11 protein-coding genes are annotated in these 15,660 nt (G+C 72.2%); all 11 read left to right on the top strand.

Annotated elements, in window-relative coordinates; all coding sequences use genetic code 11:
• Positions 1 to 119 precede the first annotated feature (119 nt).
• The 11 genes from DMH12_RS30030 to DMH12_RS29980 all read left to right on the top strand — a co-directional run bounded on the left by DMH12_RS30030 (position 120) and on the right by DMH12_RS29980 (position 15,592).
• Complete coding sequence (locus tag DMH12_RS30030; protein ID WP_125494573.1) at positions 120 to 797, top strand: GntR family transcriptional regulator; 678 nt, start codon at positions 120 to 122, stop codon at positions 795 to 797.
• 240 nt (positions 798 to 1,037) lie between these two features.
• Positions 1,038 to 2,219, top strand: coding sequence for an ROK family transcriptional regulator (locus tag DMH12_RS30025; RefSeq protein WP_122619004.1), 1,182 nt, complete (start codon positions 1,038 to 1,040; stop codon positions 2,217 to 2,219).
• 104 nt (positions 2,220 to 2,323) lie between these two features.
• Positions 2,324 to 3,841: a sugar ABC transporter ATP-binding protein gene (locus tag DMH12_RS30020; RefSeq protein ID WP_125494572.1), complete on the top strand. Its 1,518-nt coding sequence runs from the start codon at positions 2,324 to 2,326 to the stop codon at positions 3,839 to 3,841.
• On the top strand, positions 3,838 to 4,857 hold the full coding sequence (locus tag DMH12_RS30015) for an ABC transporter permease (RefSeq protein WP_122619006.1): 1,020 nt from the start codon (positions 3,838 to 3,840) through the stop codon (positions 4,855 to 4,857). The genes DMH12_RS30020 and DMH12_RS30015 overlap by 4 nt, the downstream gene beginning before the upstream one ends.
• A gap of 17 nt (positions 4,858 to 4,874) precedes the next feature.
• Positions 4,875 to 5,918: a substrate-binding domain-containing protein gene (locus DMH12_RS30010; RefSeq protein WP_122619007.1), complete on the top strand. Its 1,044-nt coding sequence runs from the start codon at positions 4,875 to 4,877 to the stop codon at positions 5,916 to 5,918.
• Positions 5,919 to 6,004: 86 nt separating this feature from the next.
• Positions 6,005 to 7,258, top strand: coding sequence for a Gfo/Idh/MocA family protein (locus tag DMH12_RS30005; protein WP_125494571.1), 1,254 nt, complete (start codon positions 6,005 to 6,007; stop codon positions 7,256 to 7,258).
• Between the two features lie 16 nt (positions 7,259 to 7,274).
• Positions 7,275 to 8,273: a sugar phosphate isomerase/epimerase gene (locus DMH12_RS30000; RefSeq protein ID WP_125494570.1), complete on the top strand. Its 999-nt coding sequence runs from the start codon at positions 7,275 to 7,277 to the stop codon at positions 8,271 to 8,273.
• A 263-nt stretch (positions 8,274 to 8,536) separates the two neighbouring features.
• Positions 8,537 to 12,247, top strand: a complete 3,711-nt coding sequence (locus DMH12_RS29995) for a ThuA domain-containing protein (RefSeq protein ID WP_125494569.1) — start codon at positions 8,537 to 8,539, stop codon at positions 12,245 to 12,247.
• A gap of 122 nt (positions 12,248 to 12,369) precedes the next feature.
• Entirely contained in the window at positions 12,370 to 13,551 is a 1,182-nt protein-coding gene (locus tag DMH12_RS29990) for an inositol-3-phosphate synthase (RefSeq protein ID WP_125494568.1), read from the top strand.
• Positions 13,548 to 14,681, top strand: a complete 1,134-nt coding sequence (locus DMH12_RS29985) for an SCO3242 family prenyltransferase (RefSeq protein WP_125494567.1) — start codon at positions 13,548 to 13,550, stop codon at positions 14,679 to 14,681. The genes DMH12_RS29990 and DMH12_RS29985 overlap by 4 nt, the downstream gene beginning before the upstream one ends.
• Complete coding sequence (locus tag DMH12_RS29980) at positions 14,678 to 15,592, top strand: sugar phosphate isomerase/epimerase (protein ID WP_125494566.1); 915 nt, start codon at positions 14,678 to 14,680, stop codon at positions 15,590 to 15,592. Before DMH12_RS29985 ends, DMH12_RS29980 begins: the two co-directional genes overlap by 4 nt.
• The last annotated feature ends 68 nt before the right edge of the window (positions 15,593 to 15,660 follow it).

The following is a 15,660-nucleotide window of genomic DNA, read 5'->3' as shown; positions in this document are numbered from 1 at the left end:
CCCGTGATGTGACGTGGCCTACACCCCGGCTCCCCGCCCGCTGCGCGCCGTAGACTGTAGACGAAAGACAATCGATACTTCCCCGTACGGGGTAGTGTGCCGGCTTTCGAGGGGGACCGATGTTGTCCGCAGGACTGCCGCAGGGCTCGGTGCCCAGGCTCGAACGCCCCGGCCCGCTGCGCGACCGCGTCTACGAGGCGCTGCTCGAACTCATCACCACCCGCGCCCTCCGGCCCGGCCAGCACCTCGTCGAGAGCGAACTCGCCGGTCACCTGGGGGTGTCGAGGCAGCCGGTGCGGGAGGCCCTGCAGCGGCTCAACACCGAGGGCTGGGTCGATCTGCGCCCGGCGCAGGGCGCGTTCGTGCACGAGCCGACCGAGGAGGAGGCGGACCAGCTCCTGACGGTCCGCACACTCCTGGAGGCCGAGGCGGCCCGGCTCGCCGCGGCCAACGCCGGGCGGGCGGGCGTGACCGCGCTGGAGGAGCTGTGCGACGAGGGGGAGCGGGCCGTCGCCGCCGACGACGTGGACGCCGCCGTCGTCCTCAACGCCCGCTTCCACGCGAAGATCATGGACCTGGCGAGCAACGCCGTCCTCGGCGAACTGGCCGCCCAGGTCGACCGCCGGGTCCGCTGGTACTACACGCCGATCGCCCGGCAGCGCGGCCGGCAGTCCTGGATCGAGCACCGCGGGCTGATCGCCGCCATCGCCGACCGGGACGAGCAGACGGCGACCCGGCTGATGCGCGAGCACACCGAACACACCCGTCGTTCGTACCACGCGCGCGGAGAATCCTGAGGTCGGAGCCTGTGCGGCAGCCGCCCGGCGGACAGGCCGGGCGGCTTCGTCGTGCCCGCGTACGGCCGACGCCACCCGGGCCTTTGTCCACTCAGTGGAGAAAGTTCGCAGTAATTCGTGCGTGACTTCTTCCCACACCCGGCGCCCACTGCTACGTTCCCTCCGAAAGCAGGCCACGGAACGTGGCCGGAATCCGGCACACTCAAGGCCGATTGAGGCGGGGAGGGGCTCGTGAGACGCATGACCGCACGACCCGCCAACACCCACCAGGCGCGACTGCTCCAGCTGTTGCGCGACGGCGGGCCCAACTCCCGCGCCCAGCTGGGCGACCAGGTCGACCTCTCGCGGTCCAAGCTGGCCGTGGAGGTGGACCGGCTGCTGGAGACGGGGCTGGTCGTGGCCGACGGACTCGCCGCCTCGCGCGGCGGGCGCCGCAGCCACAACGTCCGGCTCAACCCGGAACTGCGCTTCCTCGGCGTCGACATCGGCGCGACCTCGGTCGACGTCGCCGTCACCAACGCCGAGCTGGAGATCCTCGGCCACATCAACCAGCCCATGGACGTACGCGAGGGACCCGTCGCGGTCTTCGAGCAGGTGCTGTCCATGGCCGCCAAACTGCGGGCCTCGGGACTCGCGGAGGGCTTCGACGGCGCCGGCATCGGCGTCCCGGGGCCGGTCCGCTTCCCCGAGGGCGTGCCGGTGGCTCCGCCGATCATGCCGGGCTGGGACGGCTTCCCCGTGCGGGAGGCGCTCAGCCAGGACCTCGGCTGCCCGGTCATGGTCGACAACGACGTCAACCTGATGGCACTGGGGGAGCAGCACGCGGGCGTCGCCCGCACCGTGCACGACTTCCTCGTCGTCAAGATCGGTACCGGCATCGGCTGCGGCATTGTCGTCGGCGGTGAGGTGTACCGGGGGACCACGGGCAGCGCGGGCGACATCGGGCACATCCAGGCCGTGCCCGACGGACGCCAGTGCGCCTGCGGCAACCGCGGGTGCCTGGAGGCCCACTTCAGCGGCGCGGCGCTGGCCCGCGACGCCATGGAGGCCGCCGAACAGGGTGGTTCGGCCGAACTCGCGAACCGGCTGGAGGCGAACGGCGTCCTCAGCGCCGCCGACGTCGCCGCCGCGGCCGCCGCGGGCGACGCCACCGCACTCGACCTGATCCGCGAGGGCGGCCGCAGCACGGGCCAGGTCATCGCGGGCCTGGTCAGCTTCTTCAATCCGGGCCTGGTGGTGATCGGCGGCGGGGTGACCGGCCTCGGCCACAACCTGCTCGCCGCGATCCGCACCCAGGTCTACCGCCAGTCGCTGCCGCTGGCGACCGGCAACCTTCCCATCGTTCTAGGGGAGTTGGGTCCCACCGCCGGAGTCATCGGCGCGGCCCGCCTGATCAGCGACCACCTGTTCTCACCCGCGTAGGCACCGTTCGGTACCTCAGCCACGCTCCACCAGTACAGCGCTCTGCCCTGCCCTGCTCCGCTCTGCCCTGACACCGGCCCGCATGCCCGCCGAGGGGACCTCACATGGCACCAGAACCACCGCTGCTCAGCATGTCCGGCATCACCAAGTCGTTCCCCGGAGTCCGGGCCCTGGACGGCGTCGACCTCGACGTCCAGGCCGGCGAGGTGCACTGCCTGCTCGGCCAGAACGGCGCCGGGAAGTCCACCCTCATCAAGGTGCTGGCCGGCGCCCACCAGCCCGACACCGGCACCATCCGCTGGCGCGGCGAGGACGTCACCCTGCGCTCGCCCATCGCGGCCATGCGCCTCGGCATCGCCACCATCTACCAGGAACTCGACCTGGTGGAACACCTGTCGGTGGCCGAGAACGTCCACCTCGGCCATGAGCCGACCAGCGTCGGCTTCGTCGTGCGCGGAAAGGCAGCGAAGACCTCGACGGCCCGGCTGCTGAAGCGGCTCGGACACCCCGAGGTCGACCCGGGCCGGCTGGTCGGGGACCTCTCCGCGGCCCAGCAGCAGATCGTGTCCATGGCACGGGCGCTCTCGCACGACGTACGGCTCATCGTGATGGACGAGCCGTCCGCCGCGCTCGACCCGGACGAGGTCGACAACCTCTTCCGCATCGTCGCCGACCTCACCGCGGACGGCGTCGCCGTCGTCTACATCTCGCACCGCCTGGAGGAGATCCGCCGCATCGGCGACCGGGTCACCGTCCTCAAGGACGGCCGGGCGGTGGCCGGCGGGCTGCCCGCCAAGGAGACGCCCACCCGCGAGGTGGTGGCGCTGATGACGGGACGCAACGTCGAGTACGTCTTCCCGGAGCGACCCGCCGCCCCCGGCACCGGTGAGCCGGTGCTGAGCGTCCGCGGACTGACCCGGCACGGCGAGTTCGCCCCGCTCGACCTGGAGGTACGGCCCGGCGAGATCGTCGGCCTCGCCGGACTCGTCGGCTCCGGCCGCTCCGAGATCCTGGAGACGGTCTACGGCGCCCGCAAGCCGAACGCCGGACAGGTCCTCGTCGACGGACGGCCGCTGCGGCCGGGCAGCGTGCGCGCCGCGGTCCGCGCCGGACTCGGACTCGCCCCCGAGGAGCGCAAGGCGCAGGCCCTGCTGATGCTGGAGTCCGTCACCCGCAACGTGTCGGTCTCCGCCATGTCCCGCTTCTCGCGCGGCGGCTGGATCGACCGCGGCGCCGAACTGAAGGCGGCCCGCGCCGCGACCCGCGAACTGTCGCTGCGGCCCGACAACCCCACCGCCCCGGTGCGCACCCTCTCCGGCGGCAACCAGCAGAAGGCGGTCCTGGCCCGCTGGCTGCTGCGCGGCTGCCGGGTCCTGCTGCTCGACGAACCCACCCGCGGCGTCGACGTGGGCGCCCGCGCGGAGCTGTACGCCGTCATCCGGCGCCTCGCCGACGAGGGCCTCGCCGTCCTGCTGGTCTCCAGCGAGGTCCCCGAGGTGCTGGGCCTGGCCGACCGGGTGCTGGTACTGCGCGAGGGGAGCGTCGTGCACGAGGCCCCCGCCCGCGAACTCGACGAACACCGCGTACTCGACCTCGTGATGGAAGGAAGCCCGGCGTCATGACGCAGCACGTGTCCCCGCCGCGGGACGGCACCGGCAAGGCGGCACCGGTGGACACCCGGCCCGCCTGGAAGAACCTGACGGCCGGCGCCGACGTCCGCACCCTCAGCCTGCTCGGCGTGCTCGCCGTCCTGGTCCTCATCGGCGGCATCACCCAGCCCGACTCGTTCCTCGACACCCGCAACCTCCAACTGGTGCTCACCCAGGCGTCCGTCATCGGTGTCGTCACCGTCGGCATGACCTTCGTGATCATGTCCGGGGGCATCGACCTCTCCGTGGGCGCCATCGTCGCCCTGTCCTCGGTGTGGGCGACCACCGTCGCCACCCAGGACTTCGGCTTCGCCGGCATCCTCTTCACCGCGATCATCGTCGGAGTCGGCTGCGGCCTGGTCAACGGCGTGCTCATCGCGTACGGCACGATGGTCCCGTTCATCGCCACCCTGGCCATGCTCGCCTCGGCCCGCGGCCTCGCGCTGCAGATCACCGACGGGCGCACCCAGGTGGTCACGGTGCCGGGCGTCCTCGACCTCGCCGAGCGGGACTCCTACGTGCTGGGCGTCCCGCCGCTGGTCCTGGTCTTCGCGGCCGTCACCGTCATCGGCTGGCTGGTGCTCAACCGGACCACCTTCGGGCGCCGCACCGTCGCCGTCGGCGGCAACCCGGAGGCCGCCCGGCTGGCCGGCATCGACGTCCGCCGCCAGCGGCTCTACATCTACCTGCTCTCCGGGCTGTGCTGCGGCATCGCCGCCTTCCTGCTGATCGCCCTGGCCGGCTCCGGCCAGAACACCAACGGCAACCTCTACGAACTCGACGCCATCGCCGCCGCGATCATCGGCGGCACGCTGCTCAGCGGCGGCCGCGGAACCATCATCGGCTCCGTGCTCGGCGTCCTGATCTTCACCACGATCACGAACATCTTCGCCCTGAACAACCTGCAGACCGACGTGCAGCAGATCGCCAAGGGCGCGATCATCGTCGCCGCCGTGCTGGTCCAGCGCCGTACCGCAAGCACGCATTGAGGAAAGGGTTCACCGTCATGACGAAGCTCACGAGTCGCAGAGGGCTGCTCTTCGGAGCCGCCGCCGTGTCCGCCGGTGCCGTCCTCACGGGGTGCACGAGCAACGACCCCGACGACGGCGGCGACAAGGCGGCGGACACGCAGCCGGCCGCCGACGACAAGCCCGGCAAGCAGGTCACCATCGGCTACGCGGGTCCGCAGGCCGACCACGGCTGGCTCAACGCCGTCAACGACCAGGCGCAGAACCGCGCCAAGAAGTACTCGGACGTCACCCTCGAGGTCACCGAGGGGTCCAACGACACCGCCCAGCAGATCGGCCAGATCGAGACCCTCATCAACAAGAAGGTCGACGTCCTGGTCATCCTGCCCGCGGACGGCAAGGCCCTCACCCAGATCGGCCTCAAGGCGATGCGCGCCGGCATCCCGGTGGTCAACCTCGACCGCATCTTCAACAGCCCCCAGGCCTACCGCTGCTGGGTCGGCGGCGACAACTACGGCATGGGACTCAACGCCGCCCACTACATCGGCGAGAAGCTGAAGGACAAGCCGGACGCCAAGGTCATCGAGCTGGCCGGCATCGACAACCTCGAACTGACCCAGCAGCGCACCCAGGGCTTCGACGACGGCCTGAAGAACTACCCGAACATCAAGAAGGTGGCCCGCCAGGCCGCCGAGTTCACGGTCGAGTCCGGGCAGTCCAAGATGGCGCAGCTGCTCCAGGCCCAGTCGAGCTTCGACGCCCTGTGGAACCACGACGACGACCAGGGCGTGGGCGCCCTGCGCGCCATCGAGCAGGCCGGACGCGACGACTTCCTGATGGTCGGCGGCGCCGGCGCGCTCTCCGCCTTCCAGGCCATCAAGGCCGACAGCGGCGTGCTGAAGGCGACGGTGCTCTACCCGCCGACCATGGCGGCCTCCGCGATCGACCTGGCCCGCGCGCTCGGCCAGGGCAAGGGCGTCAGCGGGCTCGCCGAGTTCGAGATCCCCTCGACGGTCACCTGCTACTCGGCCGTCGTCGACAAGGAGAACGTCGACCAGTACATGTCCACGGGCTTCAAGTGACGGACTCCGCCCCGGCAGCGGCCTGACCAGCCGCCCGGGGCGGGTCGCACCCCCCACCGCGCCACCACGACGAGGAGGACATCCGCATGGGACAGCCGCAGCAGCCCGAGGGGGCCGGGGCAGCAGCCGCCGGGACCGGAACCGGGGCTACGGGGGCATCCGCGAACAGACCGCCCCTGCGCGTCGGCATGGTCGGCTACGCCTTCATGGGCGCCGCCCACTCCCAGGGCTGGCGCACCGCCGGCCGGGTCTTCGACCTGCCGCTGAACCCGGTGCTGGCCGCGATCTGCGGGCGGGACGCCGACGCCGTCCGCACGGCGGCCGACCGGCACGGCTGGCAGAGCACCGAGACGGACTGGCGGGCCCTGGTCGAACGGGACGACATCGACCTCGTCGACGTCTGCACCCCCGGCGACAGCCACGCCGAGATCGCGCTGGCCGCGCTGGCCGCCGGCAAGCACGTGCTGTGCGAGAAGCCGCTGGCCAACACCGTCGAGGAGGCCGAGGAGATGACGCGCGTCGCCGAGGAGGCGGGCGCGCGCGGCCAGCTGGCCATGGTCGGCTTCAACTACCGCCGGGTGCCCGCCACCGCGCTGGCCCGGCGGATGGTCGCCGAGGGCCGCGTCGGACGGCTGCGGCACGTGCGGGTGACCTACCTCCAGGACTGGCTGGTGGACCCCCAGGCCCCGCTCACCTGGCGGCTGCGCAAGGAACTCGCCGGATCGGGGGCGCTCGGCGACCTCGGCGCCCACATCGTCGACCTCGCCCAGTACCTGACGGGGGAGAGGATCGCGGGCGTCTCCGCCCTCACCGAGACCTTCGTACGGCGGCGCCCGCTGGCCGCCGGCGCCGCCCGGGGCCTGACCGCGGGCTCGGCGGACGGCACCATGGGCGAGGTCACCGTCGACGACGCCGCCGTGTTCACCGGCCGCCTCACCTCCGGCGCCCTGGTCTCCTTCGAGGCCACCCGGTACGCCACCGGCCGCAAGAACTCCCTGCGCATCGAACTCAACGGCGAGCGCGGCTCGCTCGCCTTCGACCTGGAACGGCTCAACGAGCTGTCGTACCACGACGGTACCGAGCCCGGGGAGCACGCCGGGTTCCGCCGCATCCTCGTCACCGAGCCCGAGCATCCCTACCTGGACGCCTGGTGGCCGCCGGGCCACGGACTCGGCTACGAGCACACCTTCGTGCACCAGGCGCGCGACCTCGTCCACGCCGTCGCCGAGGGCCGCCGCCCCGAACCCTCCTTCGCGGACGGGCTCCAGGTGCAGCGGGTGCTCGCGGCGGTGGAGGAGAGCGCCGAGAAGAACTCCGTCTACACCCCGATCGCCCCCTGAGGAGGCTGGCAGCGACATGCCGCGCAACTTCACGCTCTTCACCGGTCAGTGGGCGGACCTGCCCCTGGAGGAGGTCTGCCGCCTAGCCCGCGACTTCGGCTACGACGGCCTCGAACTCGCCTGCTGGGGAGACCACTTCGAGGTCGACAAGGCCCTGGCGGACCCCTCCTACGTCGAATCCCGGCACCAGCTGCTCGACAAGTACGGCCTCAAGTGCTGGGCGATCTCCAACCACCTGGTCGGCCAGGCGGTCTGCGACGCCATCATCGACGAACGCCACGAGGCCATCCTGCCCGCCCGCATCTGGGGCGACGGGGACGCCGAGGGGGTGCGGCAGCGCGCCGCCGCCGAGATCAAGGACACGGCGCGGGCCGCCGCCCGCCTCGGCGTCGACACCGTCATCGGCTTCACCGGCTCGGCCATCTGGCACCTGGTCGCCATGTTCCCGCCGGCCCCCGAGTCCATGATCGAACGCGGCTACCAGGACTTCGCCGACCGCTGGAACCCGATCCTCGACGTCTTCGACGCGGAGGGCGTGCGGTTCGCGCACGAGGTGCACCCCAGCGAGATCGCCTACGACTACTGGACCACGCAGCGCGCCCTGGAGGCGGTCGGCCACCGGCCCGCCTTCGGGCTGAACTTCGACCCCTCGCACTTCGTCTGGCAGGACCTCGACCCGGTCGGCTTCCTGTGGGACTTCCGCGACCGCATCTACCACGTCGACTGCAAGGAGGCCCGCAAACGCCTCGACGGCCGCAACGGCCGTCTCGGCTCCCACCTGCCCTGGGGCGACCCGCGCCGCGGCTGGGACTTCGTCTCGGCCGGTCACGGCGACGTGCCCTGGGAGGACGTCTTCCGCATGCTCCGCTCCATCGACTACCAGGGGCCCGTCTCCGTCGAGTGGGAGGACGCCGGAATGGACCGGCTCCAGGGCGCCCCCGAGGCCCTCACCCGCCTCAAGGCCTTCGACTTCGAGCCGCCCAGCGCGTCCTTCGACGCCGCGTTCAACAGCTGACCCACGCTTCCGGCAGCAGGCCGGGAAGGGGGCCGGTGAAAGCACCGGCCCCCAGTCCGGCCTGCCCGGATCCCGCTTTGTCCTGAGTTGGGAAAAAGTTCAAACAAGTCCCGGCCCAAGGGGTGTTGGCCCCGGACGAACGCGGTTACCGTCCCTGAAGTGTTCAGGACACCCACGCCTCCGGGGTGACGGCGCACCCCGGCGCCCGCATCGCACGTCATCGCACCCGTTCCGTACGGCCCACCCGTTCCCGGAGGGACTTCGTGCACAGAAGCAGACTCAAAAGCACCAGGACCACGAGGCGTCCCAGGCTCCGCACCACCCTCGCCCTCTTCACCGGCCTGATGCTGGCCGTGGGCGCCCCGGCGACCGTAGCCGGCGCCCACCCCGGCCACCCGGAGCACGACGAACCGGCGGCCGAGGGACAGTTCCAGCAGGTGCCGCTCGCCAAGGGCGAGCCCGAGATGGGCGAGCCGATGTCGCTCGCCGTGCTCCCGGACCGCAGCGTCCTGCACACCTCGCGCGACGGCACACTGCGCCTGACCGACCAGGGCGGCGTCACCAAGGTCGCCGGCAAACTCGACGTCTACAGCCACGACGAGGAGGGCCTCCAGGGCGTCGGCATCGACCCGGACTTCGCGAACAACCGGGCGATCTACCTCTACTACGCCCCGCCCCTCGACACCCCCGCGGGCGACGCCCCGGAGACCGGCACCGCGGCGGACTTCGCGAAGTTCGACGGCGTCAACCGCCTCTCCCGATTCGTCCTCAAGCCCGACGGCACCCTCGACCAGGCCAGCGAGAAGAAGGTCCTGGACGTCGCGGCCTCCCGCGGCACCTGCTGCCACGTCGGCGGCGACATCGACTTCGACGCCGAGGGAAACCTCTACCTGTCCACCGGTGACGACACCAACCCCTTCGCCTCCGACGGCTTCACGCCGATCGACGAGCGGGCCGACCGCAACCCGGCCTTCGACGCCCGCCGCAGCGCCGGCAACACCAACGACCTGCGCGGCAAGATCCTGCGGATCAAGGTCGCCGAGGACGGCTCGTACACCGTCCCGGAGGGCAACCTCTTCGCCCCGGGCACCGAGAAGACCCGCCCCGAGATCTACGCGATGGGCTTCCGCAACCCGTTCCGGCTGAACGTCGACGAGAAGACCGGAACGGTCTACGTCGGCGACTACGGCCCCGACGCCGGCGCCGCCGACCCGAACCGCGGACCGGCCGGACAGGTCGAGTTCGCCAAGGTCACCAAGGCCGCCAACTTCGGCTGGCCGTACTGCACGGGCAACAACGACGCCTACAACGACTACGACTTCGCCACCGGGACCTCCGGAGCCAAGTTCGACTGCGCCGCGCCCAAGAACACGTCCCGGCACAACACCGGACTCACCGACCTGCCGCCCGCCGAGGCCGCGTGGATACCGTACGACGGCGCCTCCGTGCCCGAGTTCGGCACCGGATCCGAGTCCCCGATGGGCGGCCCGGTCTACCGCTACGACCCCGACCTCGAGTCCAGCGTGAAGTTCCCCGAGGAGTACGACGGCGACTTCTTCGCGGGTGAGTTCGGCCGCCGCTGGATCAAGCGGATCGAGCAGAACGCCGACGGCACGGTCGCGAAGATCAACGACTTCCCGTGGACCGGCACCCAGATCATGGACATGGAGTTCGGCCCCGACGGCGCGCTCTACATCCTCGACTACGGCCTCTCCTGGTTCCAGGGCGACGAGAACTCCGGGCTCTACCGCATCGAGAACGCCGCGGACGGATTCTCCCCGATCGCCGAGGTGAGCGCCGACAAGACGTCCGGCGCTGCCGGACTGAAGGTCAAGTTCACCGCGAGCGCCAAGGACGCCGACTCCCCGGACCTCACCTACAGCTGGGACTTCGGCGACGGTACGAAGGGCGAGGGCCTGACCCCCACCCACAAGTACAAGAAGGTCGGCACCTACACCGCGACCTTCACCGCCAAGGACCCCGAGGGCAACACGGGCAGCGCCAGCGTGCGGGTCGTGGTGGGCAACACCGCGCCCACGGTGACCATCGAGACCCCGGGCAACGGCACCCTGCTCCCGATGGGCGAGCCCATCCCGTTCAAGGTGAAGGTCACCGACCCCGAGGAGACCGTCGACTGCTCCAAGGTCAAGGTCGCCTACAGCCTCGGTCACGACTCCCACGCCCACGAGCTGACCAGTGAGATGGGCTGTGAGGGCACCCTCAAGCCGCCGCCCGGCGACGGCGGTCACGACCCCAACGCCAACATCTACGGCGTCGTCGGCGCCAGCTACACCGACGGCGGGGCCAACGGCCAGGAGGCCCTGACCGGCACCGCCCGCACCGTCATCCAGCCGCCGCACCGCCAGGCCGAGCACTTCGCCGGCCAGTCGGGCGTCTCGGTCGTCGACAAGACCGGGGCCAACGGCGGCAAGACCGTCGGCAACATCGAGGACGGCGACTGGATCTCCTTCAGCCCCTACAAGTTCGACGGCCAGAAGAAGCTGACCGTGCGCGCCTCCTCCGGCGGCGCCGGCGGTTACCTCGAGGTGCGCACCGGCTCACCCGAGGGCCCGCTGCACGGCTCGGCGTACGTCCCGCCCACGGGCAGCTGGGAGACCTTCCAGAACGTCGACGTACCGCTGCGGGCCCTGCCCAAGAAGACCACCGACGTGTACCTGGTCTTCCGGGGCGGCGAGGGCGCGCTGTACGACGTGGACGACTTCGAGTTCTCCACCGAGCCCTTCAAGGCCGGCAAGAAGGTCCTCGTCTTCTCCAAGACGGCCGGCTTCCGCCACGACTCCATCCCGGCGGGCATCGCCGCGCTGAAGGAGATCGGCGCCCCCGCCGGCATCTCCGTCACGGCGACCGAGGAGGCCGGGCAGTTCACCACCGCCAACCTCGCCAAGTACGACGCGGTCGCCTTCCTGTCCACCACCGGTGACGTCCTCAACGCCGCTCAGCAGACGGCGTTCGAGAACTACGTCAAGAACGGCGGCGGCTACCTGGGCATCCACGCCGCCGCCGACACCGAGTACGACTGGGAGTTCTACGGCGGCCTGGTCGGCGCCTACTTCGACTCGCACCCGGCCATCCAGAAGGCCACCGTCCGCGTCGAGGACCACGACCACCCGTCCACCGCGCACCTGGACGACGCCTGGGAGCACACCGACGAGCTGTACAACTACCGCACCAACCCGCGCGAGCAGGCCAAGGTCCTCGCCACCCTGGACGAGACCACCTACCAGGGCGGCAACATGAAGGGCGACCACCCGATCGCCTGGTGCCAGCCCTACGAGGGCGGCCGGGCCTTCTACACCGGCCTCGGCCACACCAAGGAGTCCTACGCGGACGAGGCCTTCCGCGGCCACCTGCTCGGCGGCATGCAGTACGCCACCGGCCAGGTCAAGGCGGACTGCAAGCCCAGTAAGGACTACCGGGACATCTTCAACGGCCAGACCCTGGAAGGCTGGAAGCAGGCCGGCCCCGGCACGTTCGACGTCAAGGACGGCACGCTGGAGTCCAACGGCGGCATGGGACTGCTCTGGTACCAGGCCAAGGAGCTGAAGTCGTACTCCCTCAAGCTCGACTGGAAGATGCAGGGCGACGACAACTCCGGGATCTTCGTGGGCTTCCCCGCCTCCGACGACCCCTGGTCCGCGGTGAACAAGGGCTACGAGATCCAGATCGACGCCACGGACGCGCCGGACCGCACCACCGGGTCCGTCTACTCCTTCAAATCGGCGAACATCAAGGCCCGTGACCAGGTTCTGCGGCCGCCCGGCCAGTGGAACTCCTACGAGATCAAGGTCCAGGGCGAACGCCTCCAGGTGTTCCTCAACGGAGTCAAGATCAACGACTTCACCAACAAGGACCCCGAGCGGAGCCTGACCGACGGGTACGTCGGCCTCCAGAACCACGGCGCCGACGACCAGGTCTCCTTCCGCAACATCCAGCTCAAGGAACTGCCCTCCTAAGGGCGATCAGACGGCGGCGGGCGGAGGACGCCGGACCTCCGCCCGCCGTCCCGCCGGGCCCCGCGCCCGGCCCCCCGCTTCCGGCGCTCACATCCGGTTCGCGTACGACAAGGAGGCTGCCCATGTCCGCCGAACCGTTCCTGCCCACCCCCTCCACGGCCCCGCGTTTCGGCGTCTGGCTCATCGGGGCACGCGGCTCCGTGGCCACCACCGCGATCGCGGGCTGCGCCGCCGTCGCCGCCGGGCTCCACCCGGCGACCGGCATGGTCACCGAGACCGCGCCCTTCACCTCGTGCGGTCTGCCATCGTTGTCCTCGCTCGTCTTCGGCGGTCACGACACCCTCGACTGCCCGCTGCCCAAGCGCGCCGAGCACCTCGCCGACGGCGGTGTACTGCCGCACGGCCTGCCGTCCGCGGTGCACGCCGAACTCGTCGCCGCCGACCGGGAGATCCGGCCCGGCGGCCCGCTGCCGGGCGCCCCCGCGCCCACCCAGGAAGCGCTGATCGACGCCTTCGCGTCCGACATCCGCGACTTCGTGCGCCGCCAGGACCTCGCGGGCGCCGTCGTCGTCAACGTCGCCTCCACCGAGCCGGCGCCCACCGACGACACCCTGCCGCCCAGCTCGCTGTACGCGGCGGCCGCGCTGCGCGCCGGCTGCCCCTACGTCAACTTCACCCCGTCCACCGGCCTGCACCACCCGGCGCTGGCCGCGCTCGCCGAGTCCTCCGGGCTCCCGTACGCCGGCCGCGACGGCAAGACCGGGCAGACCCTGCTCCGTTCGGTGCTCGGCCCGATGTTCCTCCAGCGGGCCCTCGCCGTACGCGCCTGGTCCGGCACCAACCTCCTCGGCGGCGGCGACGGAGCGGCCCTCGCCGACCCCGCGGCGGCCGCCGCCAAGAACGCCGGCAAGGAACGCGTCCTCGTCGACACGCTCGGTGCCGCGCCCGAGGGCGAGGTCCACATCGACGACGTGCCCGCGCTGGGCGACTGGAAGACCGCCTGGGACCACATCGCCTTCGACGGCTTCCTCGGCGCCCGGATGGTCCTCCAGACCACCTGGCAGGGCTGCGACTCGGCGCTGGCCGCCCCGCTCGTCCTCGACCTGGCCCGCCTCGCCGCCCGCGCCCAGCAGAAGGGTCTCTCCGGCCCCCTGGGCGAACTGGGCTTCTACTTCAAGGACCCGGTCGGCGACGGCCCGTCGTCCCTGGCGGAGCAGTACGCGCAGCTGCGGGCCTTCGCGGGGCGGTTGCGCGACGACGGGGACGCCGCGGCCGGGGACGGCGACAACGGGGTGCGGCGATGAGCCGTGCCAGGGCGCGGGACGCATCCGGGTCGCCCGCCTCCACCCGGGTGCTCGCCGTACCCGGTGGGCCGGCGGACGGCCATGGCGTCGACGCCGCCGCGCCGCACGCCGATGGCCGGGGCGCCGACCTCGCGAAGCCGCCCGCCGACGGTGACGCGACCCGCCGGCCACGTCCCCGCTCCGGCCGCGCCGGGGCCTGGGCCGAACTGCTGCGGCTGCCCGCCCTGTTCACCGTCCCCGGAGACGCCCTGGCCGGTGCCGCCGCGGCCGGGGTGCGGCCCGGGCGCCGTACGCTGCTCGCCATCGGGTCGTCCCTGTGCCTGTACGAGGCGGGCATGGCCCTGAACGACTGGGCGGACCTGGCCGAGGACGCCGTGGAGCGTCCGCACCGCCCGATTCCGTCCGGCCGGATCCGTCCGGCGGCCGCCCTCGCCGCGGCCTGCGGACTCACCGGTGCCGGTCTCGCACTCGCCGCCGCGGCCGGGCGCCCCGCCCTCACGGTGGCCGCGCCACTCGCGGGGTCCGTGTGGGCCTACGACCTCGTCCTGAAGCACACACCCGCCGGGCCCGCGGCCATGGCCGCCGCCCGCGGACTGGACCTGCTCCTGGGCGCGGCCGCCACCTCCGGCGCGACCCGCGCCGCGCTGCCCTCCGCCGCGCTGCTCGGCAGCCACACCCTCGCGGTCACGGCCGTCTCCCGCCGGGAGACCACCGGCGGTTCGGTCCTGGCCCCGCCGGCGGCCCTGGCGACGACGGGGGCGCTGACCCGGCTGGTGGCCGGCCACCGCCGCACCCGACTCCCGGCAGGCCGGCGGGCAGCAGCCGCCCCCGGCCTGTCGGGCTCCAAGCGGGCCGCGGGCGCCCCGGAGGCCCGGGACGTCCTCACCGCCGCCCTGGGCGCCGCGTACGCCGCCACCGCGGCCCGCCCCTACTTCCACGCCACGCTCAACCCCTCACCCCCGCTCACCCAACGCGCCGTCGGCGGCGGCATCCGGGCCACGATCCCTCTCCAGGCCGCCCTCGCCGCCCGCGCCGGGGCACCCGCCACGTCCCTGCTGATCGCGGCCCTGGCCCCGGCCGGCCGGATGTTCGCGAGGAGGGCCGCCATGAGGAAGGTGAGCATCACGTGAGCCACGCCCCGCACACCAACCCGTCGACCCCCCTCCGCTTCGGCTACGGCACCAACGGCCTCGCCGACCTCCGGCTCGACGACGCCCTCGGCCTCCTCGCCGACCTGGGCTACGACGGCGTCGGCCTGACGCTGGACCACATGCATCTCGACCCCCTCGGCGACGACCTGGCGGACCGCACCCGCCGGGTCGCCCGCCGGCTGGACGCGCTAGGGCTGGGCGTCACGGTGGAGACGGGCGCCCGCTACGTGCTCGACCCGCGCCGCAAGCACGGGCCCTCCCTGCTCGACCCCGACCCCGACGACCGCGCCCGCCGCACCGACCTCCTGGTCCGCGCCGTCCGGGTCGCCGCCGACCTGGGGGCCCACGCGGTGCACTGCTTCAGCGGCATCACCCCGGCCGGCACCGACGAGGACACGGCGTGGAAGCGGCTGGCCGAGTCCCTCACCCCGGTCCTGGAGGCCGCCGCCACCGCGGGCGTCCCGCTCGCCGTCGAGCCCGAACCGGGCCACCTCCTGTCCGAACTCGCCGACTTCCACACCCTGCGCCGCACCCTCGGCGACCCCGAGCACCTCGGCCTCACCCTGGACATCGGCCACTGCCAGTGCCTCGAACCCCTCCCTCCCGCCGACTGCGTGCGCGCCGCCGCCCCCTGGCTGCGCCACGTCCAGATCGAGGACATGCGCCGCGGCGTCCACGAACACCTCCCCTTCGGCGACGGCGAGATCGACTTCCCGCCCGTCCTCGACGCCCTCGCCGCCACCGGCTACCAGGGCCTGACCGTCGTCGAACTGCCCCGCCACTCCCACGCCGGACCCCACTTCGCCGAACGCTCCCTCCCGTTCCTGCGCCGGGCCGCGGCGGCGTCACCCCGTACGAACCGCTCGGGCGAGCCCTCCGCCACCCGTTGAAGGGAGCCACACCCATGACGCAGCCACGCGCCACCCACGCCACCCCCACCCAGGGCACGGATGGCACC

Origin of the sequence: Streptomyces sp. WAC 04229, assembly GCF_003947455.1 — a bacterium.
Lineage (GTDB): Bacteria > Actinomycetota > Actinomycetes > Streptomycetales > Streptomycetaceae > Streptomyces.
This window is presented reverse-complemented; position numbering and strand designations above follow the sequence as displayed.